At 31.2% G+C, this 22,516-nt stretch carries 18 protein-coding genes; 14 read left to right on the forward strand and 4 right to left on the reverse strand.

Features of this window, described 5'->3' with window-relative positions; all coding sequences use genetic code 11:
* Positions 1-389 precede the first annotated feature (389 nt).
* The 6 genes from NH341_RS08475 to ilvA all read left to right on the forward strand — a co-directional run bounded on the left by NH341_RS08475 (position 390) and on the right by ilvA (position 8,188).
* Positions 390-1,277 carry a branched-chain amino acid transaminase gene (locus tag NH341_RS08475; protein ID WP_253056438.1) on the forward strand — a complete coding sequence of 296 codons (888 nt, stop codon included), beginning with the start codon at positions 390-392 and terminating at the stop codon, positions 1,275-1,277.
* Between the two features lies 1 nt (position 1,278).
* Positions 1,279-2,955 (forward strand): dihydroxy-acid dehydratase, encoded by a 1,677-nt coding sequence (gene ilvD, locus NH341_RS08480; protein ID WP_253056440.1) that lies wholly within the window; start codon positions 1,279-1,281, stop codon positions 2,953-2,955.
* A gap of 167 nt (positions 2,956-3,122) precedes the next feature.
* Positions 3,123-4,856, forward strand: coding sequence for a biosynthetic-type acetolactate synthase large subunit (gene ilvB, locus NH341_RS08485; protein ID WP_253056442.1), 1,734 nt, complete (start codon positions 3,123-3,125; stop codon positions 4,854-4,856).
* A 6-nt stretch (positions 4,857-4,862) separates the two neighbouring features.
* Entirely contained in the window at positions 4,863-5,390 is a 528-nt protein-coding gene (ilvN, locus tag NH341_RS08490; protein ID WP_253056444.1) for an acetolactate synthase small subunit, read from the forward strand.
* Between the two features lie 25 nt (positions 5,391-5,415).
* Complete coding sequence (ilvC, locus tag NH341_RS08495; RefSeq protein ID WP_253056446.1) at positions 5,416-6,918, forward strand: ketol-acid reductoisomerase; 1,503 nt, start codon at positions 5,416-5,418, stop codon at positions 6,916-6,918.
* Positions 6,919-6,922: 4 nt separating this feature from the next.
* Positions 6,923-8,188, forward strand: coding sequence for a threonine ammonia-lyase IlvA (gene ilvA, locus NH341_RS08500; protein ID WP_253056448.1), 1,266 nt, complete (start codon positions 6,923-6,925; stop codon positions 8,186-8,188).
* Between the two features lie 115 nt (positions 8,189-8,303).
* Here ilvA and NH341_RS08505 read toward each other — a convergent pair whose 3' ends face one another.
* From NH341_RS08505 to NH341_RS08515, 3 genes are read right to left on the reverse strand one after another with little or no spacing between them, the layout of a single operon-like run.
* Positions 8,304-8,669, reverse strand: a complete 366-nt coding sequence (locus NH341_RS08505; protein ID WP_159491314.1) for a YchJ family protein — start codon at positions 8,667-8,669, stop codon at positions 8,304-8,306.
* A gap of 6 nt (positions 8,670-8,675) precedes the next feature.
* The gene (locus NH341_RS08510) at positions 8,676-9,035 is read right to left on the reverse strand and encodes a hypothetical protein (RefSeq protein ID WP_159616430.1); all 360 of its coding nucleotides are present in this window, start codon (positions 9,033-9,035) and stop codon (positions 8,676-8,678) included.
* Positions 9,036-9,082: 47 nt separating this feature from the next.
* Positions 9,083-11,431 (reverse strand): FdhF/YdeP family oxidoreductase, encoded by a 2,349-nt coding sequence (locus NH341_RS08515; RefSeq protein WP_253056450.1) that lies wholly within the window; start codon positions 11,429-11,431, stop codon positions 9,083-9,085.
* Positions 11,432-11,689: 258 nt separating this feature from the next.
* Here NH341_RS08515 and NH341_RS08520 point away from each other — a divergent pair, with 258 nt between their 5' ends.
* The 6 genes from NH341_RS08520 to NH341_RS08545 all read left to right on the forward strand — a co-directional run bounded on the left by NH341_RS08520 (position 11,690) and on the right by NH341_RS08545 (position 18,700).
* Positions 11,690-12,100, forward strand: coding sequence for a response regulator (locus NH341_RS08520; protein ID WP_047788969.1), 411 nt, complete (start codon positions 11,690-11,692; stop codon positions 12,098-12,100).
* Entirely contained in the window at positions 12,100-12,639 is a 540-nt protein-coding gene (locus NH341_RS08525; RefSeq protein ID WP_047788968.1) for a heme NO-binding domain-containing protein, read from the forward strand. Before NH341_RS08520 ends, NH341_RS08525 begins: the two co-directional genes overlap by 1 nt.
* The gene (locus NH341_RS08530; protein WP_253056452.1) at positions 12,639-14,729 is read left to right on the forward strand and encodes a PAS domain S-box protein; all 2,091 of its coding nucleotides are present in this window, start codon (positions 12,639-12,641) and stop codon (positions 14,727-14,729) included. Before NH341_RS08525 ends, NH341_RS08530 begins: the two co-directional genes overlap by 1 nt.
* Before the next feature lie 231 nt (positions 14,730-14,960).
* Positions 14,961-15,278, forward strand: coding sequence for an Hpt domain-containing protein (locus tag NH341_RS08535; RefSeq protein ID WP_047788966.1), 318 nt, complete (start codon positions 14,961-14,963; stop codon positions 15,276-15,278).
* 5 nt (positions 15,279-15,283) lie between these two features.
* Entirely contained in the window at positions 15,284-15,991 is a 708-nt protein-coding gene (locus NH341_RS08540; protein ID WP_073183565.1) for a LytTR family DNA-binding domain-containing protein, read from the forward strand.
* A 114-nt stretch (positions 15,992-16,105) separates the two neighbouring features.
* The gene (locus tag NH341_RS08545; RefSeq protein WP_253056454.1) at positions 16,106-18,700 is read left to right on the forward strand and encodes a T9SS type A sorting domain-containing protein; all 2,595 of its coding nucleotides are present in this window, start codon (positions 16,106-16,108) and stop codon (positions 18,698-18,700) included.
* A 4-nt stretch (positions 18,701-18,704) separates the two neighbouring features.
* Here NH341_RS08545 and NH341_RS08550 read toward each other — a convergent pair whose 3' ends face one another.
* The gene (locus NH341_RS08550; RefSeq protein ID WP_159491306.1) at positions 18,705-20,777 is read right to left on the reverse strand and encodes a tetratricopeptide repeat protein; all 2,073 of its coding nucleotides are present in this window, start codon (positions 20,775-20,777) and stop codon (positions 18,705-18,707) included.
* A gap of 140 nt (positions 20,778-20,917) precedes the next feature.
* Here NH341_RS08550 and NH341_RS08555 point away from each other — a divergent pair, with 140 nt between their 5' ends.
* Both NH341_RS08555 and NH341_RS08560 read left to right on the forward strand, forming a co-directional pair.
* Positions 20,918-21,196: an STAS domain-containing protein gene (locus NH341_RS08555; protein WP_159491304.1), complete on the forward strand. Its 279-nt coding sequence runs from the start codon at positions 20,918-20,920 to the stop codon at positions 21,194-21,196.
* Positions 21,197-21,215: 19 nt separating this feature from the next.
* Complete coding sequence (locus tag NH341_RS08560; protein WP_159491302.1) at positions 21,216-22,466, forward strand: oligosaccharide flippase family protein; 1,251 nt, start codon at positions 21,216-21,218, stop codon at positions 22,464-22,466.
* Positions 22,467-22,516: the final 50 nt, after the last annotated feature.

The raw sequence follows: 22,516 nt of genomic DNA on the forward strand, positions 1-22,516 counted from the left end.
TTATTGTCATTGTGATTATTTCACAAGAATAGGGAAGCGGTATTTAATATTTAACATATAAATTAATCAAGAAGGCTTCCTAAATTTAGGAAGCCTTTTTTAGTTGCAAAAAACATGAATCAAATTTTTAACATCGTGGTAATTATTATTGTCATTATTAGCTCTCCACCGAGTTGATACAGATAGTTATTGCCTATAAGGAAGCCTGTATCTAACTCTTGATACAGGCTTTTTTTATTCCGTGAATATCATAATGATTTGGTTTTAAGTGCTTGGTTTTGAGTTTTTTGCTTGTTTTTTGGAGTCAGTGAAAATCATCAAAGCCTTACAAAACAAGAAAGTAAATTAAAAAGCGAAAAATAATTTTGAACAGCAAAACAACTGAAAAAATGTATTACAACGAAGAAACAGTAATCTATTACAACGGAGAGTTTATCAAAGCCGTAGACGCAAGCGCTAACTTGTATAGTCAAAGTTTACACTATGGAAATGGGGTTTTCGAAGGTATAAGAGCATACAATACCAACGAAGGAACTAAAATTTTTAAGTCATATGAGCATTACAAAAGGCTTAAGTATGGAGCAGAAGTCATGAATATTCAATTGGATTATTCTGAAGAACAACTAACGCAAATTACTTATGAATTATTGGAACGTAATGGTTTAAAAGACGCATACATCCGTCCGTTAGTCACTACAGGATCAGATATGAGTTTGTTAACTTCTAAAGAGACGAACTTAGTAATACAATGTTGGGAGTGGGGCAAGTATATGGGAGATAAATTACTACGTGTTAAAACATCGTCGTTTCAGCGTCCGAATCCGAAGTCATGTTTTGTAGAAGCTAAAGTAACAGGACACTATACAAATTCAATATTATCAACTAACGAAGCAAAAAATAACGGTTATGATGAAGCATTGTTATTAGATATGAACGGCAATGTAGCTGAATGTTCTGGAGCAAATGTTTTTATGCAGAAAGATGGGAAGTTATACACGCCACCAAGAGGTCACATTATGGCAGGAATTACCCGTGCTACAGTTATCGATTTATGTAAAGAAGAAGGAATTTCTGTAGAAGAAAAGTATTTCACTTTAGAAGAATTAAAAAATGCTGATGCTTGTTTTTTTACAGGAACAGCAGCTGAAGTAGTTGGTTTACAGTCGTTAGATGACTATCAATTTCCATTAGCGTGGGAAAAATCACACGGGCACAAACTAATGAAAGTATATAAAGACGAAGTGTTAGGCTTACGTCAAAAACGAAAAGCAAGCTAACATGGAACTAAACAAATTTAGTAAACAAGTAACGCAAGACGACACACAACCAGCAGCACAAGCTATGTTGCATGCCATAGGGTTGTCGAAATCAGACTTAGAAAAACCCTTGGTAGGAATTGCAAGTACAGGATATGAAGGAAATCCGTGTAATATGCACCTAAACGATTTAGCAAAATTGGTGAAAGAAGGAACCGAAAATGCCGATTTAGTAGGGTTGATATTTAATACCATAGGTGTTTCTGATGGAATTTCTATGGGAACCCCAGGGATGCGCTATTCTCTACCATCTCGTGATGTCATTGCCGATTCTATGGAAACGGTAGTGCAAGCGATGTCATATGACGGATTGGTAACTGTAGTGGGGTGTGATAAGAACATGCCAGGAGCCTTAATGGCAATGTTGCGTTTAAATCGTCCATCAGTTTTAGTATATGGAGGAACCATTGCCTCAGGATGTCATGAAGGAAAAAAGTTAGATGTGGTATCCGCTTTTGAAGCTTGGGGAGAGAAAGTTGCAGGAACCATTACTCAAAAAGAATATCAAAATGTGATTGAGAAGGCATGTCCAGGAGCAGGAGCTTGTGGAGGAATGTACACCGCAAATACTATGGCATCAGCAATTGAAGCCTTGGGTATGAGTTTGCCTTACAATTCATCCAATCCTGCAATTAGTGATAACAAAGAGCAAGAAAGTATTAAGGCAGGAGAAGCACTACGCGTATTACTAGAAAAAGACATCAAACCATCAGACATCGTTACTAAAAAATCGTTAGAAAATGCAGTGCGGTTGGTAACGGTTATGGGAGGTTCTACCAATGCAGTATTACACTTTTTAGCCATAGCAAAAGCAGCAGATGTGCAATTTACTTTGGAAGATTTTCAACGTATTTCTGATGAAACGCCATTCCTAGCCGATTTAAAACCTAGCGGAAAATATTTAATGGAGGATGTGCATAAAGTAGGTGGTACACCGGCAGTTTTAAAGTATTTACTAGAAAAAGGGTTATTACATGGAGATTGTTTAACCGTAACAGGAAAAACACTAGCAGAAAATTTAGCAACAGTTCCAAGTTTAACGGAAGGGCAAGATGTGGTAAAACCATTAGAAACTCCTATCAAAGCTACAGGGCATTTACGAATGCTCTACGGAAATTTAGCTAAAGAAGGTTCAGTAGCGAAAATAACAGGAAAGGAAGGATTGTATTTCTCTGGAAAAGCAAAAGTTTTTGAAGGCGAATACGCAGCAAATGATGGGATACGAGATGGAAAAGTTGAAAAAGGAGATGTAGTCGTAATTCGTTATGAAGGACCTAAAGGAGGACCAGGAATGCCAGAAATGCTAAAGCCAACAGCCGCTATTATGGGAGTAGGGTTAGGTAAAGATGTTGCTCTAATTACAGATGGTCGTTTCTCAGGAGGAACTCACGGATTTGTAGTAGGGCATATCACGCCAGAAGCACAAGAAGGTGGTGTAATCGCTTTAGTAAAAGATGGAGATACCATAACCATCAATGCAGAAACGAATACGATTAATCTAGAAGTTTCAGAAGAAGAGTTAACTAAAAGAAAACAAGAATGGATAGCTCCACCTTTAAAAGTGAAAAGGGGAGTGCTATATAAATATGCAAGAACAGTAGCATCAGCATCTAACGGATGTGTAACCGACGAATTTTAATCGCAGGGCGATAGCCAGAAGATAAATTTCTTGAGGCTTGCCTAAAGGTGTTTGATTTTTAGATAAAGACGAGAGAATTAAGATTCAAGACTACATATAGTAGCACTAAAAATTTAATAAAAATAACTAAGCATATAGCTAAAAGCTAAAAGCATAAAGCTGAGTTTATGGAAACAAAAACGAAACAACAAACAGAACAAGAAATCACACAAAAAGTAACCATTACAGGTGCAGAAGCTGTAGTAAGATGTTTATTAGCAGAAGGAGTCGATTTATTGTATGGGTATCCAGGAGGAGCTATCATGCCTGTATATGATGAACTGTATAAATATCAAGATAAATTACACCATGTATTAACACGTCACGAGCAAGGGGCTACTCATGCGGCACAAGGTTATGCGAGAGCTACAGGTAAGGTTGGTGTAGCCATGGCAACATCGGGTCCAGGTGCAACGAACTTAATTACTGGTATTGCCGATGCGCAGATAGATTCTACACCAATGGTATGTATTACAGGACAAGTAGGAGCACACTTATTAGGGTCTGATGCTTTTCAAGAAACAGATATCGTAGGTATTTCAACTCCAGTAACGAAGTGGAATTATCAGATAACCAAAGCAAGTGAGATCCCCGAAGTAATGGCAAAAGCATTTTACATCGCCCGTTCAGGAAGACCTGGCCCAGTTTTAATTGACATTACTAAAAATGCACAATTTGAAGAGTTTGATTTTGAATACAAAAAGTGCACATCGGTACGAAGTTATCAACCTGTTCCGAATATGAATATGCAAAGCGTTGAAGCAGCCGTTGAGTTGATTAACAATGCGGAAAGACCATTTGTAGTTTGGGGACAAGGAGTAATACTAGGAGAAGCAGAAGAAGAATTCAAAGCTTTTATAGAGAAAGCAGGAATTCCATCGGCAAGTACGTTGTTAGGCTTATCGGCTTTACCAACCAAACACCCTTTACATGTTGGAATGGTAGGAATGCATGGTAATTACAGTCCGAATAAATTGACCAACGAATGTGATGTGTTAATAGCTGTTGGAATGCGCTTTGACGATCGTGTTACTGGGGATTTAAGCCGTTATGCGAAACAAGCTAAAGTGGTGCATTTTGAAATAGATCCTGCGGAAGTTGACAAAAATGTAAAGACAGACGTAGCTGTTTTAGGAAATGTAAAAGAAACCTTAACGGTAGCACTTTCTCTTTTAGAAGAAAACTCACACAAAGAATGGTTACAAGAATTTAGAAACCTTGATGCTGTAGAGTTTGATAACGTGATAAAAAATGATTTGTTTCCAACGAAAGAAGGTTTAACAATGGGAGAGGTTATTAAGCAAATAAATGAAGCCTCTGAAGGAAAAGCCATTGTAGTTACTGATGTTGGACAACATCAAATGATTGCAAGTCGTTATGCGGAATTCAATCAAACGAAAAGTAATATTACATCAGGTGGATTAGGAACTATGGGTTTTGCTTTACCTGCGGCAATTGGAGCAAAAATGGGAACCCCAGAGCGTGAGGTAGTTGCTGTTATTGGTGATGGAGGTTACCAAATGACCATACAAGAACTCGGAACTATTTTACAAACCAAAGCAGCGGTTAAAATTGTAGTGCTTAACAATGAGTTTTTAGGAATGGTACGCCAGTGGCAACAGTTATTTTTTGACAAGAGATATGCTTCTACAGTAATGACAAATCCTGATTTTATAGCAATTGCTAAAGGGTATCATATGGCAGCTAACAGAGTGACTAAAAGAGAAGATTTGGCGAATGCTGTCCAAGAAATGATACAATCTAAAGAAGCCTATTTCCTTGAGGTTTGTGTAGAAAAGGAAGACAATGTATTTCCAATGATTCCAACAGGAGCGTCAGTATCTGATGTTCGATTAAAATAAGAAAATATGAGTACAAAAAACACTTATACAATTTCAATATATACTGAAAATAACGTAGGGTTGTTAAATAGAATATCAGCAATATTTCAACGAAGACATATCAATATTGAGAGTATCAACAGCTCTTCTTCAGAAATTAAAAGTGTGTCGAGAATTACACTTTTGGTTAAGATTACTGAGGAACAAATGAAAAAAATAATTGGTCAAATAGAAAAGCAAGTAGAGGTAATCAAAGCTTTTTATCATACCGATGAAGAAACGATTTATCAAGAATCGTGTTTATTCAAACTAAGTACCGATTTGTTAACGGATAATGATGAAATTCAAACTATTATCAACCAAAGTAAATCAAGAGTCATTAATGTAAATAAAAGCTTTTTTGTTTTGGAAAAATCAGGACGTAAAGAAGAAGTAGAAGAACTCTATCATATATTAGATAAACATGGCATAAAGCAATTTGTTCGTTCAGGAAGAATTGCGGTTACTAAAGAAGAAATGGCAGTATCGCAACTATTACAATTAATACAACAATAAACAAACAACACAAATACAACAAGAAATGGAAAATTATTTCAACCAATTATCATTAAGAGAGCAGTTAGAACAGTTAGGAAAATGTAGATTCATGAATGCTGAAGAATTTTCAGAAGGAACGGCTGCATTGGAAGATAAAAAAGTGGTAATTGTAGGATGTGGAGCACAAGGATTGAATCAAGGGTTAAATATGCGCGATTCAGGGTTAGATATTTCATATGCATTACGTGAAGCAGCTATTAAAGAGCAACGTCAGTCATTCAAAAACGCAACCGAACACGGTTTTGAAGTAGGAACATACGAAGAATTAATTCCTATTGCTGATTTGGTATGTAATTTAACACCTGATAAACAGCATACACAGGTAGTAAATGCAGTAATGCCATTAATGAAGTCAGGGGCGACGTTATCATATTCTCACGGATTTAATATTGTTGAAGAAGGTATGCAAGTACGTAAAGATTTGACCGTAATTATGGTAGCGCCAAAGTGCCCCGGAACAGAAGTTAGAGAGGAATACTTGAGAGGGTTTGGAGTACCAACATTAATTGCAGTGCATCCAGAAAATGATCCTGAGAATAAAGGATTAGCACAAGCAAAAGCCTATGCATATGCAACAGGTGGGCATAAAGCAGGAGTGTTAGAATCATCGTTTGTTGCTGAGGTAAAATCAGACTTAATGGGTGAACAAACCATCTTGTGTGGAGTGTTACAAACAGGATCAATTTTGTCTTTTAATAAAATGGTTGAAGAAGGAGTAGAGCCAGCGTACGCTTCTAAGTTAATTCAATACGGATGGGAAACGATTACAGAAGCATTAAAGCACGGAGGGATTACCAATATGATGGATCGTTTATCAAATCCTGCAAAAATTAAAGCTTACCAACTTTCTGAAGAATTGAAAGAAGTGTTAGCTCCGTTGTTTAATAAACACATGGATGATATCATGTCAGGACATTTTTCAAAAACCATGATGGAAGATTGGGCAAAAGATGATGTAAATCTATTAACATGGAGAGCAGCTACTGGAGAAACGCAATTTGAGAAAACAGCAGCTACTTCTGAAGAAATCTCAGAACAAGCCTATTTTGATAAAGGAACTTTATTAGTTGCTTTTGTTAAAGCTGGAGTTGAGTTAGCTTTTGAAACGATGGTGAAATCAGGAATTATTTCGGCATCAGCATACTATGAATCGTTACACGAATTACCATTAATAGCCAATACGGTAGCACGTAAGAAGTTGTTTGAAATGAACCGTATTATTTCTGATACTGCTGAATACGGATGCTACTTATTTGACCATGCAGCAAAACCAATATTGATTGATTTTATGAAATCGATAAATACTGATGTTATTGGAAAAGAGTACAGTGCTACCAACGAAGTATATAATCTAGAATTAATTAAAGTGAATAGAGCAATTCGTAATCATCCTATTGAAAAAGTAGGAGCAGAATTGCGTGAAGCAATGACGGCTATGAAGGTAATAAAAACCAATGTAAGCAAAGAAGAACCCGTTTTAGCATAATCGTATGGAAGTTCAAAAAGAAACCTATTTTCCTAAATTATCTGCAATACAACAAGCTGCTACGACTTTACAAGAAGTCGTAGCAGTTACACCTTTGCAAGAAAATTTTAATTTATCCCAGCAATTCAATGCTACTATTTTATTAAAAAGAGAAGATTTACAACAGGTCCGTTCCTATAAAATTAGAGGAGCTTATAATAAGATAAGTTCATTAACAGAAGAGGAACTAACTAATGGAATTGTGTGTGCTAGTGCAGGAAATCATGCACAGGGAGTAGCCTTAGCATGTAGAAAAAAAGAAATCTATGGAACTATTTATATGCCTGCACCAACACCTAAACAAAAGGTAGAGCAGGTAAAAATGTTCGGTGGTGATTTTGTGGATATTCGATTGATAGGAGATACATTTGATGATGCTTACAAGGCTGCAAAACTTTTATGTGATAGTTTGCAAAAGACATTTGTACATCCATTTGATGATGAAAAAATTATTGAAGGGCAAGCCACAGTTGGTTTAGAAGTTTTAGAACAATTTGAACAACCAATAGACTATGTTTTTGTACCTGTTGGAGGAGGTGGATTGGCTTCTGGTTTATCAAGTGTTTTTAAGTTATTATCTCCAAAAACAAAAATTATAGGAGTAGAGCCAGCAGGAGCACCTTCTATGAAAAAATCGTTAGAAGCAAACAAAAATGTTGTGTTAGAAAACATCGATAAGTTTGTTGATGGTGCAGCAGTACAACAAGTAGGAGCGTTGACCTATAAAATTTGTAGAGACAACTTATCGAATATGATTACTGTTCCTGAAGGGAAAGTATGTCAGACCATTTTAGAAATGTATAATAAAGAGGCAATAGTAGTTGAGCCTGCTGGGGCTTTGACTATAAGTGCACTTGATTTTTACAAAGAAGAATTGAAAGGTAAAAATGTAGTGTGTGTTATTAGTGGGAGTAACAATGATATTACTCGTACCGCCGAAATAAAAGAACGTGCATTGTTATACAGTAAATTGAAGCATTATTTTATTGTTCGTTTTCCACAACGTGCTGGGGCTTTAAAAGAATTTGTAGCTGAGGTATTGGGAGAGAATGACGATATTACTTTTTTTGAATATTCTAAGAAAACCAACAGAGAAAATGGTCCTGCTGTTGTTGGTATAGAATTAGAGAAAAAAGAGGATTTACAACCGTTAATTCATAGGATGAAACAGCGAAATTTTTTTGGCGAATACCTGAATGATAAACCTAATTTATTTGAATTCTTGGTGTAAAATAGATAAAGCTGTCTAAGGTGTCATTTCGAACGAGGGACGAGGAGTAATCTCTCAAAAACGAGTAACAAACAAAAGATTTCTCCCTTTGGTTGAAATGACGTTTTTGACAGTCTTATTTTTGACCAAGATATACCCAATGGTCATTTTCTTTACAAAAAATAGAGTTTTCGTGAATCACATCGATACTACTATTTTCCATAAAAAAAGCTTTGAATTCAACTGTAGTTTCTGTTGTACGTAGCACTTCTAGTTTTATCCAATTAACAGCTTTTGTCCAAGCTAAAATATCTTTCTTTTCTCGCTTAGAAGGTCTGGTGCTGCTGTGGTGACTTTTTTGTAGGTAATTAATATCTGCTAAAACAAAAGCACTATATCTTGAACGCATTAGAGCTTCAGCTGAGGTAGCTGAATGAATATTTTGATGTGCTTTTTGACAGCAATCACTGTATTTTTTATTAGGGTTACATGGACACTGCATATTTATTTAATTGATTAACTCGGGCTGTTCTTGTATTCTAAAACAGCGTTCTTCTCCTAGAAATAAGGGATTTCCGTGTTTTTCAGACCAAAATCCATCTAAGATATTTTTAGAAAGGCAAGAGTACACAGCGACTCCTTTATATATAGTGTTATCATCGCCTCTGTAGTTAAAGTTAATAACTAAAATGTTTTTTTTAAAGAAACCGGTACCAAATTGTTCTTGTTGCTTGTTAATAAGCCATTTGGCAATAATTCTGTTGTCTTTATCAAGAGTTAAAGAGAGTGTGCCTTTGTAGGTGTTATCACTTTCATCTTGATTACTGCCTATAATATCATAAGTTCCTACTAAATCTTCTATTGTCATTTAATGTTCAATAATTAAGCAAAATTAAGATAGTTTATGATAAGTGACTACTTTTTTTGGTTAATAAGAGCAGTATTGTGTTTTTTTATTTTAATTTTTACATGCTTTGAGGCAGGCATATTACTACCTTTAACAGTATTGTGAATTGACACTAAAACATTAGTTTCCGGGAAATAAGTAACCGTGTTTTTTTCAGGAATAGGATATTCAACAATAATAAATAGTGGAGCAATACGCTCTGTATTGTCATCATAATTGTACAAGTCTACTTTATCACCTGCATTAAATCCTGCTTTTTCAATATCTTTTTTATTCATAAAAATTACACGACGCTCATTATAAACTCCGCGATAACGATCATCTAATCCATAAATAGTAGTATTGAACTGATCATGAGTTCTTACCGTAGCCATTAAATACTCATCATCAGCCAATGTGTTTTTAGGCAATGTGGTTATAGAAAATGGAACACGATCTCCAAACTCTTTAGTTTTAAACCGTCCTTCACGAGCCGCATTAGGTAAGTAAAATCCGCCTTTTTGTTTTACACGAACATTATAATTGTCAAAACCTGGAATACATTTTTCAATATCATCTCTCACAGCATCATAACTATTCATATAACGATTCCAATCAACCACACTTTTACTTCCTAAAGTAGCTTTTGCAATACGGCAAACAATATGAGTTTCGTTGATAAGTTTGTCAGATATTGGTTTTAATACTCCTTTAGACCACTCTACGATTCCCATGGCATTTTCAGCACTTGTATACTGATGCTCACCATTAATCATATCAATTTCACTTTTAGAAATAGTAGGCAAAATTAAAGCTTCTTTTCCATGAATTAAATGGGTTCTATTAAGTTTAGTAGAAACAGAAACAGATAAGTCTAGTTGTCTTAATCCGTTTGCAGTATAGGTGGTGTCAGGAGTAGCAGACAAGAAATTACCTCCCATACTAAAGTGTACTTTAACTTTTCCTTCATTCATTGCTTTTATAGTATCAACTACATCGTAACCGTTCTCTCTTGGCGGGTTAAAACCAAAAACTTCGTTAAGTTTATCTAATTGTTTTTGGGAAGGATGATTATTAATTAACATTGTTCTGTTTCCTTGTACATTACTATGACCTCTTACAGGACAAGAACCCGCTCCGGGTTTACCAATACTTCCTTTTAAAAATAAGAGGTTCAGAACTTCTTTTAAAATATCAACCCCGTTAGGTTGTTGCGTAAGCCCCATTCCCCAACAAATGATAATTCGGTTTTTATAAGCTAACATTTCAGCAGCTTTTTGAATATCTTTTTTTAGAACACCAGATGTACTTGCTAATTCATCTACGTCATAATTTTCAATTTGCTTAATTAAATCGTTATAACCAACTGTTTTATTTTTGATAAATTCTTGATCGAAAACTTTACCTGGGGTTTCTTTTTCAAAATGAAATAGTAAGCGTTCGATAGCTTTTAGCAGTGCTAAATCTCCATTAATTTTAACGGGAAGGTGTAAATCGGCAAGTTGGATACCTTTTCCTAAAATACCACTTATTTTTTGAGGATCTCGGAAGCCCATTAAACCAGCTTCGGGAAGAGGATTAACAGCAATAATTTTAGCTCCATTCTTTTTCCCTTTTTCTAAAGCGCTTAACATTCGTGGAGAATTCGTTCCTGGATTTTGACCAATAATCATAATGATATCAGTATCGTAGAAGTCTTTTAAAGTGGCTGTTCCTTTTCCTATCCCTGTAACTGAGGCAAGGGTGAAACCAGAGGTTTCGTGACACATATTGGAACAATCAGGAAAGTTATTTGTTCCAAATTCACGTACAAAAAGTTGATATACAAAAGAAGCTTCGTTACTTGTTCTTCCAGAAGTATAAAAAGCAGCATTATTTGGAGATTCTAATTTATTTAAGTGCTCAGCAATTTTAGCAAAAGCATTGTCCCAGCTAATAGGTTCATAATGTGTACCATTTTTAGGCAAGTACATTGGTTCAGAAAGTCGCCCTAAACCACCTATTTCATAGTCACTCAAGTTGGTTAATTCTTCAATAGAGTTTTGTTTAAAGAAGGAAGCAGTAATTTTTTTATTAGTAGCTTCTTCTGCTAAAGCTTTAACTCCGTTTTCGCAATATTCAGCAATAGGTGATCGTTCATCATCTGGATCAGGCCAGCCACAACTAGGACAGTCAAAACCATTAAACTGATTCATTTTAAATAAAGCTTTTCCTCCTCGCGTTAGAGTTTTATCTTTAATTAAACTTTTTATAGCGTTAGTAACTCCAGGAATACCCGCAGCCCAATCTTTCGGAGCACCAGTTCTTAAACTTAATAGTTTATAAGGAGGTTCTGCAGAAGGTTGTTTGCTTTTGTCTTTTTTATTTTGATTTTCCATAATTATAAATAGACTGTTGTTATGAATAAAAAGCGTTTCATTATAAGTCTTTATAAAACTAACAAAAAAAGACTAAAGAGAAATGCTTAATTTGTAACAGTATTATTTTTTTTATATATTGTATGAAAATTGTTCAAAATGTTCATCGATACTTTTTGTTCATTCATCGATAGTTAGGTATAAGTAGTCTATTTTTAGATGGAGTGTTAAGAATTTGCATTAATATTGGTATAGTTAATAAATATATCAGAAAACAAAATGAAGAAAAATCTTAATGTCCTTTTAATAGAAGATAATACTATTGAAGTAATGAAAATGGATAGGACAGTTTCATTACTTAAGCTAAAGCATAAAATAATAGAGGCTAAGACAGCTGATGTAGCACTGGAAAAGTTAAATGAAGGATTTGATCCTGATATAATTTTGCTTGATTTGAATATGCCGAAAATAAGTGGTATTGAGTTCTTGTCAATAATTAAAAAAAATGAAGATTTTAGGCACATACCAGTTATTGTATTAACAACGTCTAATAATAAAAAAGACATTGTAGAGTGTTATAAAATAGGTATTTCAGGGTACATTTTAAAGCCTTTAAAGTATGAAGATTATATTACGAAAATAGATATAACATTGTCGTATTGGGCTATTAATGAATTAAAAAATAATTAATGAAAGGAATTGTTTTTACAGAGTTTTTAGATTTAGTAGAAGAAAAATTTGGTTTAGAAATGGTAGATAAAATTATATCCCAATCAGAGTTAGAATCTGATGGGATATATACTTCTATAGGAACCTATAGTTTTTCTGAAATGTTACAATTACTTGAAAACCTAAGCTCGAATACAGGTGTTTCTATAGATGACTTGTTACTTATTTATGCGGAACATTTTTTTAGTGTTTTGAAAGAAAGTTATTCTGGACTTTTAGAGTCTTTTAATGACCCCATAGAAATGCTTTCTTCAATAGAAAATCATATTCATGTAGAGGTGAGAAAAATTTATCCAGATGCAGAATTACCCACTTTTATAGTTGAAAGTAGAACAGACACATCATTAGTAATGATTTATAAGTCCAATAGAGCAATGCATCATTTCGGATTAGGTTTAATGAATAAAACATTTGAACATTTTAATAGTAGTGCAACAATAATATTAGAAAAGATTAAAGAAGACGGAACAGAAGTTAAATTTATTATCAATAAAAATTAATGAGTCAAAATGAAATAGAGATATTAAAAAGAGCTTTAAAAAGAGAAAAGGCAGCAAGAAAAATAGCTGAAAAAATATTAGAAGATAAATCTAGAGAATTATTTTTAATTTCTGAAAAACTAAAAAAAACAAACGAAAAGTTAGAGGAATTATTAAATGAGAAGTCTTCACAACTAAAAGGAGTTTTTGAAAATATTAACGACTCTTACCTAGTTATGGATCTAGAGGGGAATGTCTTAACAATGAACGATGCTGCTAAAGAACTTTTTGGCTATGATATATCAAAAGAAGATTTAAATGTAAAATCTTTACTACATCCTGAAGACACAGTATATGCTTTTGAGTCGTTTGGTAAACTGTACGAAACAGGTACTTTTTCAAACTACACTTCCAGAATTATTAGTAAGGATAAAAAGGTAAAATGGGTTCAAATTAATGCCAGTATAATTTATAATAAAAAGAATGAAAAAATAGCTGCACAAGGAATTATTAGAAACATTTCAGAAAGTAAGAGAGCAACAGAGTTAATTGAAGAGCAGAAGAGAGAGTTAGATATAATTGTTGAAAATTCATCTTTAGGAATAGCATTAGCTAAAGACGGTAAAGTTATAAGAACGAATAAAGTTATAGAAGAACTTTTAGGGTATTCTAAAGAGGAGTTTGCAGGATTAACTATTAAAGAAGTGTCTTTTAAAGATGATGTTTCGTTGTCTATGAACCATTTAGGTAAGATGGAAAGAAACGAAATAGATAATTATGTGATAGATAAACGATATAAAAGAAAAGATGGTTCTATTTTATGGGCTAGAGTTAATGTAAACTCTGTAAATGATGCTCTAGGACAAACAAAATTTCAAGTTGCTATCATAGAGGATATAACATTACAAAGAGAAAGAGCATTAATTATTGATATGATTAATGAATTGGCTAAATCTATTTTAGGAAAAGATGATATTTATGAAATAGCCTGGGAAGTAACTCAAAAAATAGCTGAATATTTAGACTCTCAAGACTGTGTAATATATTTGTTAAACAATGATAATAACACATTAGAACAGATTGCTTCATATAGTTTTGGACTAGATAGAGGAGAGATAATTAAAGATGTTTTATCAATTGGAGAAGGTATTATTGGAAGTGTTGCAAAAACAGGAAAAGGCGAAATTATAAACGATACTTCTTTAGATGATAGATACGTTGTTGGTGAAAAGGTTAGATATTCTGAGATAGCAGTTCCTATAATTAGTGAAGGTAAGGTGATAGGTGTTATTGATTCTGAACACGAAGAAAAAAATTATTACAGAGAAGAAAACTTACATACATTAGAAAATATAGCAAGTCTTGTATCTATGCAATTAAAGAGTGCTATAAACTTAAGAGAGAGAAAAAAAGCTGAAAAAGAAAATTTACAACTTTTAAAACAATTAGAGAAAAGTAATAATGAGCTAAATGAATACGCACATGTTGTTTCTCATGATTTAAAATCTCCATTAAGAAGTATTGATGCTTTAGTTTCTTGGATAAAAACAGATAATGAGGGTAAATTAGATGATACTACACTTCAAAACTTTAATTTGATAGGAGACACTTTAGAAACAATGGAGAATTTAATTTCTAGTATTCTAGAGTATTCTAGCGCAGGCTCAGAGGTAAGAGAAAAAGAAGAAGTAGATTTAAATATAATCATAAATAACTTAATTCAAACACTATATATACCTGAAAACATTTTTATAAATGTCCTAGAAGAGTTACCTACTGTAAAAGGAGACTCTATTAAATACCAGCAACTTTTTCAAAATTTAATAAGTAATGCAATTAAATTTTCAGATAAAGAAAAAGGAGTAATAAACATAAGCTTTACAGAAAAACCTTCATTTTATCAGTTTTCAGTACAAGATAACGGAATTGGAATTGAAAAAAAATACCATGATCGTATTTTTAAAATATTTCATTCTTTAAAAGAAAGTAAAGAGTCAACAGGTATCGGACTTTCTATTGTAAAGAAAATAGTACAGTTGTATGGAGGAACACTGTGGTTAGAAAGTGAATTAGGTATCGGTACAACGTTTTACTTTACCATAAAAAAATAAAAAATATTACATTAAGTGCAACTAGGATAAATACTACGATGTTTGCGTCGAAAATTAAGAACTTTTTTTATAAATACTTCATAAGCTTGCTCTGATGTAGCTAACTTAAATATATGTATATGTTTTTAAATCAGGTTTTTGTATTGCGATAAAACGAAAATTAATATGAGTTTTCATATAAAATTATTATTTTAGATTTTATAAAAAGTAGAAGCCCCCAAAATAATAAGTATGGAAACCCCGAATTTAAACTATGTTAATGAGTTAGCAAGAGGAGATGAGTCAATAAAAAATACATTGATAGATATAATAAAGACTGAATTTCCAGAAGAAAAAAATGATTATTACGAGAGCTTAGAGGAGAGAGATTGTAAAAAATTAGAAGATAATGTTCATAGAATTAAACATAAAATTAGTATTTTAGGTCTTGAAAAAAGTTATGAATTAGCTAATGAATTTGAACATAATTTAAGAGATAATAAGATTGATAAAGTTGATGAGTTCGAAAAAATATTAGTTATAATAACAAATTATTTGAAAACCATTTAAATTTTATGAATTGTATTATTATTGATGATGAAAAGTTAGCAAGAACTATTATCAAAACTTTGTGTGATGATATAAGTACTATAAATGTATTAGGAGAGTTTTCTAATGCTTTACAAGCAATTAAATTTCTAAATGAAGGGCACAAGGTAGATCTTGTTTTTTTAGATATTCACATGCCTGATTTTACTGGTTTAGATTTTGTAAAAACCCTAAAATCACCACCCCTAGTTATTCTTACAACATCTGACCCTAAGTTTGCAATTGAAGCTTTTGAGTATGAATGTATAATTGATTATCTATTGAAACCATTGGATGTTAACCGTTTGAAAAAATCAGTAGAAAAAGCTCATAAGAAAAATATAGAAAAACCATTAGAAAAAATAGCTTCACCTACTGAAGTAAAAAATGATTTTTATATAAATATAGATAGGCGCCTTATTAAAATAGATTTACCTTCAATATATTTAGTAGAGGCTAAAGGAGATTATATAAATATAAAAACAGAAGAAAAAAATTATATAGTACACTCCACACTAAAAAAAATAGAAGAAAAGTTGCCTGATACATTGTTTTTAAAAGTACATCGTTCTTATATAATTAACTTAAAAAAAATTATAGATATAGAAGATAATAGTGTTTTAATAAAAAAAGATGTTGTTCCTGTAAGTAGATCAAAAAGACCTGAGTTAATGAAGCGTTTAGATTTACTGTAGCATTCCATCTAAATAAAAATGCATTTCGTCTATACTAATAACTAATACAACGTGTTGTAAACTTTTTAAAGTGTTAATAGTCATAGTTTTGTGATATATCAAACACAAAATATTATGAAAAACAAAACTATACTATTAAAAAAAATATTATACATTAAAATAATATTACTTTCTTTTTCAAGCATAGCACAGGAGCCTTTTAATTGTGTGTACGATGCATATTTATTTCAGTATAACGATGTTTATTCTATTGATTTAGCATCAGGAAATTCTTATTTAGTTAAAGAAGATATTACCCAAGGAAACATAAATGCAGCAGCCTATAATCCAACTGATGGATATATTTGGGGGTCTTTAACTAGTCCAGAAAAAACTATTGTTCGTATTGGAAAAGATTTTTCAACAACAACTTTATATGTAAATGAATTACCAACAAATAATAGGTATGTGGGTGATATTAGCTCAGAGGGAGTATATTTTTTAAAAGGAGGAGGAACTACTTTTTACAAAATAGATTTAAACCCTAACTCGCCAACATATGAAAAACACCTAGAAACCGAAACATTATCTCAAAATATCAACATTCACGATTGGGCTTTCAATGCGGTAGATGGAAATTTATACGCAGTAGAAAAGAAAACAAATATTTTATACAGAATAAATCCAAGAACTTATGAAGTTGAAGCACTAGGAGTAGTACCAATTCTTTCAGGGCTAAATTACACTTATGGAGCAGTATATTTTGATTTATCAGGGCGTTTTTATGTATCAGCAAATCAAACAGGAACAATTTACGTAATTCAAAATGTACAAGATATAAAGCTGCCTACCGATATTGAGTCAAATTTATTTGCTTTTGGACCATCAAGTGCTAGTAACGATGGTGCTAGATGCCCAACTGCACCAGTGCCACAAGAAATATGTGATAATGGGATTGATGATGATGGAGATGGATTAGTAGATTGTCAAGATCCGTCATGTTCAGGTTTTGGAGTATGTGGAGTAATGTTAGCTCCTACATCTGGAGGTAATGAAGGAGGATTGGAAAGTAATGGAAGATTATCTGAATTAATTAATAAGAGGAACTACAATAGAACCAAGGTAAATTATAAATTTAATAGAGCAAGTGCAAGAAAATTAAAAAAGTCAGCAAAGTATAGCAAGAGGTCAAAAGGAGAAATTATGTTAGAAAGTTTCATCCCTTTAGAAGTAATAAAGGAAGATAATGTAATAGAATCAACACCAATAGACCTGTTGGCTATTACAAATGCTACAGAAATTTATTCAGTAGATTATATGAAAAACGATGTTCCTGTAGCTTCTATATTAGCAATGAAAACCGAAAATGGAGTTTATGAACATTCAAAATATATTTGTGATCGTTTACTAGGGGCAGAGTTAGTTTCAGTATCAACAATTGAAATTAAAGGAAAACAGTTTATAAAATCACTAATAAGAAATGCTGATAATACAGTTGAGTTTGTGTTAAGCTTATCAGCTAAAGCAACAAATAATGAAACCCATTTTTCTATAGAAAGCCATTGGAATTTAGATAAATATGAAAAAGATATTACTTTTTATAATTTTCAAATATGGTCAAACTCGTTAGATGATTTATATCTTCTTGCTGATGAAGTAATTAATTTATTAGAAGTAGTAAAACCAATTTCAGCTTATTATTTATCGTCTGCACCAACAGTTTTTGTTAGAAAAGGTAAATATGTTAATGGAATACTTGATCTAGAAATAATTAATACAAATAAGAGTGATAAAGTAACTTTTGACTCAGGGTTTAGAAGAACGGAAACAGATGTTTTTAATAAAGCAAGTCAACCATTAAATTTAGAAGAAAATTATATTACAAATATAAAAGTACCAACAGGAAATTTATTTGATATAGGTTTTAGAATAGGTGATGGTATTTCTACTCCAGATGATTTATTTATGTCTGATGGTCCTTGGGGGGTTGATGACTCACAAGAAAACACAACCATAGTAGATTATAACGTATTTCAAAATAAAAATAAATTTAGTGAAGATGATTTCCCTATAGAGAGGAATATATACTTAAAGGCAACAACAGAAAGTTATTTTGCTGCATATAGAGCATTAACTCCACGTTTTAGCGCTGTAGATTTATCTGACTACAATAGTTTTAACTTTAAAGCAAGAGGTAATGGTAATGTAGAAATAGTTTTATTGAAAAAAAGTATAACATCATGGGAAAATCAATTTAAAACAACAATATTATTGACTGATGAGTTAAATGAGTTTAAAATTCCTTTTTCAGAATTTAAGTCAAAAAATGGAGAAGAACTACTATTAAACGATATAACTACAATAACATTTACAATGACTTCAGATGATGGCAGTATGGTAGTTAAAGAAATGAATTTACAAGATGTTTATTTTTCTAAAAATAGTAAATTAGAGGTGTCAAACTTTAACTTACAAACTAATCAAGTTAAAGTAGTACCTAATCCTGTAAAAACAGTATCTAAAATTTATTTTAACTCAAAGTATGAAGAATTGGTTAATATTAATATATATAACTCAATGGGTAGGATAGTAAAAACTATAACTTTTGAGGCAAAAATAGGAGAGAATATAGTTTCTTTTATAAAAGGAGATCTTAAAACAGGAATATATTTATGTAAAATAATAGGAACAAAACAAAAGTATAAAACAGTTAAATTATTAGTAGAATAAAAAATTAAAATAATTGACTGTTAAAAAGAGGTTTTTTGAATAAATACCATTTAAAACGAATTCCAACCTCAGAAAAAACAAAACCAGCAGCTGTAGTAGATGCAATATTACTTTGATTTCCAAAAACGTTCAAAAAACTTCTTCTATTTAACTTATAACCTATTTTACCTTGAAGACGGTAAGTACTTTGTTTTTCGTTATTTTCAATAAATTGATAACCTACAGCTGCTGTTAATTCATAAAACCATTTATGTGTTTTAGTATCATTTTCATTTTTAATTATGTTTAAGAAGAGCTCAGAAGCGTTAAACTCTTCTGGACTAAAATACAGTATTGGAACTTGATTTTTAAAAGAAATATATTGATAATTAAGACCTATCTTTAAATAAGGTCTCTTTAATACATTGTAGTATAAAGATGTAAAAAGTAAATCTCTTTTATTATTATCATTTTGTGAAGTGTAATAATATTGTGTAAACCATCCCAAATTAAAGTTAGTATTTAAGTTATAATTAACAACAAAATTATTTTGAACAATTTCTCTTGCTATCAAAGCAGCATTAAAATTTTGAACTTCTCTTTTATAAGCAAAACTTAAATTTTGAAGTTTAAAAGGTTTTATGTGTAAGCTTACATCTGTAAGTAACTGTTTGTAAGAATTTACTTTTGTGGTAGAAGAAGTTATTCCAATACTACCATTGAGAGTAATGTTGTTTTTAAGTTGATAAGAAGCTCCTAGTAAAAGGTTATTGGAAGTAGCCTCATCTTCGGTATCAGAATTATTAGTTGTTCTGTAGGTATAATTAGCTGAAAATTTAAGTTTAGTATTTACTGGAAACTCAACGTTGGTTAAAAAAGAATAAGCGTTATTATTACCATTATCAAAAGAGTATAATACTTTAGTTTCTGTAAAAGGAGTAAAGGTTTTATTTAAACTATTTATAAAATTTAAGGCATCTTTTTGGTTGTTATATATCTGTAGAGTTCTGTATGCACTATTGTAAGCTTTTTTATAATAACCAAGAGCTTTTAATGTGTTAGCCTTACCAAGATTACCGTCAAAAGAAGCAGTGTCTTTTTTTAAAATAGTATTATAGTCAGTAAGACTTTTTTTAAAATCACTCTTATAAATATTTAAGGTAGCCCTTAAAGAAAGCATCCAGTTTTCTGGAGTTTCTTTTGTAGCTAACAGTTTATTTATTTCTTTTTCAGCCAAACTATACTTTTGATTCCAAATCAAAGCTTGTATATATCTTTCTTTTGTTTGATTTATAGTTTTAGCATCGGTAGTTATATGTATATTTTTAATAGCTTTTTCACTAATTTTTAAGGACTCCTTTTCTTTAAAATTTAAATGATTTGTGAGTGATAAACCATTTAAAGAAATTAAATAATTTTGGGGATTACTACCAATAGCGAGGTATGTTTCTTCAGCTTTTTTTAATTGTTTGGAAATAAGGTATAGTTCTGCTAAATTGAGTAATGTTTCTTTATCATTAGGAAAAAAATGTAAGTTTTTCTTTAAGTAGTTTTCAGCAATAGTGTATTTATGGTTATTTTTTAAGAAATTAGCATAACCTAAATGAATGTATTTTTTAGATAATAAAGCATTATTATTTTTTGGGGAAATGATTAATGCTTTGTTAATGTATATTAATGCTTCTTTGTATTTTTTTAAGTTTGATAAGGTGTTGGCATAACCTAAAAGTACTGTAAAGTTTTTTGGAGCTTCTCTTAATAATTGTTCATAATATTTTTTAGCAAAGGTATAATTGTTATCCCATAATAATGATTCTGCATAATTTATCTTAATTTCAAAATCATTAGGAAATTTTTTTAATAAATTTTCAAATAATAAAACAGCTTTTGTTGGATTTCCGTTTAATCCAACGGCTCTTCCATAACATAAGTTTGCAGTTTTATTGTTTGGGTATGTTTTAAGAATTTCTTTAAAAAATGCAAGAGCTTTATCGTATTTACCTGTCTCTAAATATGTGTAACCTTGTTGCATGTCTTGAGCAAGGCTATGTAGACTAATAAAAAAAAATATTAGAGGGGCAATATATTTAAGTTTCATATTATTTTTTTGTTAATGCAAGTTAAGCATTAGTATTTAATCTTTCATCGAAAGTAAATTGTTTTTCGTCGATAAACTGTTTTTTTTGAGGATATTAAGGAGATATTTGTAGTGTTAATAACCTATAAAAACTTTAAATCATGGCTTTACAAATTTCAGAAAACAACGGAACTTTTTATTTAAACGGAAAAATTAACAGTACAACAGTTAGATCTTTCATAATTCATTTTGAGTACTGTATAGAAAAGTGTAAAAATGTTGTAATTAACATTGATAACGTAAATGAGATTGGAGTAACAGGCTTGAATGCTATTAAAACATTAATGGCAATTGCATTAAAACAGCATAAAATGTTCTCTGTAGTAGGGTATGGATGCAAAGAAGTTTATGATCATTTTTATTCTTCACAAGTAGCTTAACAACAAAATAGCAATCAGTATGATAGCAATAACAAAAAATAATTATAGAATTAACTCAGAGCATTTATTTATGATAAGTGCTCTTTTAGTAAATGGAGGAAATTATATTTATAACCTATTACTAGGTAGAATTCTTGGGCCAGAAAAGTTTGCTGATGCAGCAATTATGATAACTTTTTTATTAGTGTTTTCTTTTGTCGCTATGACTTTTCAATTAGTTACAGCAAAATTTTCTGTGATATTTGAGCAAAAAATTCTTAAGTCGTTTATTTATAAGATGAATAGAATAGCTGTCATATCTGGAGTTGTTTTAGGTATAGCAATAGTTTATTATTCTAAAGACTTACAACTTTTTTTTAAAACAACAACATCTAATATGTTCGTTATTTTTGGAGTAGGGGTTCCATTATACTTTTTAATGAGTATTAATAGAGGTTTTTTTCAGGGTAAAAAAAAATTTGGAGCTTTAGCAGTTACTTATCAATTAGAAATGATAAGTAGACTGGTGTTTACACTAATATTATTATATTTTTTAGAAATAGATTCATCAATACTTATTGCAATAGGTATTTTTTGCTCTTTTTTATTTGGGTTAATACCTTTCAAGATTCAAAAGATAAAACCAATAAAAGAAATTAAATTAAGTGTATCTCAAAGAAAAATGATACGTAGCTTTTTTTTAATTACTGTTTTTTATGAGCTTACTCAAATAATTATTAACAATAGTGATATTTTATTGGTAAAACATTATTTTGAGACTTATGATGCAGGTTTATATGCTTCACTAGCTTTAATAGGTAGGGTGGTTTATTTTGTAACGTGGATGTTTGTAATGTTATTGTTACCAAAAGTAGTACAATTAAAAAAGGAAGGCAAACCCACACGTTCAATTTTATTAAAAAATGTAGGTTATATTTCATTGCTAATTGTGGTATTAGTTGCTGTATGCTCTCTTTTTCCTAAAGAAGTTGTATTAATATTATTTGGGAAAGATTATATAGCTATAGCTCCTTTATTATGGAAGTACGCACTTGCTACGGGAGTTTTTGCAATATCTAACGTTTTTGCATACTATTATCTATCTTTAGATAAATACATACCAGTCGTAGCATCTGGTATTTTTGGGTTACTACAAATTATCTTTATAGTATTGTATCATAACACATTAGGTCAAGTGGTAAATATGCAAATTTTAGCAATGACACTATTATTAAGTTTACAATTAAGTTATTTTCTTTTAAGAGATACTAAAAAAACCAACAACATCTAAACATTAATACCATTAAACTACAGATATCTGTATTTCAACTAAAAAAAGGG

The sequence above is a fragment of the Tenacibaculum sp. XPcli2-G genome (assembly GCF_024124505.1).
Lineage (GTDB): Bacteria > Bacteroidota > Bacteroidia > Flavobacteriales > Flavobacteriaceae > Polaribacter > Polaribacter mesophilus.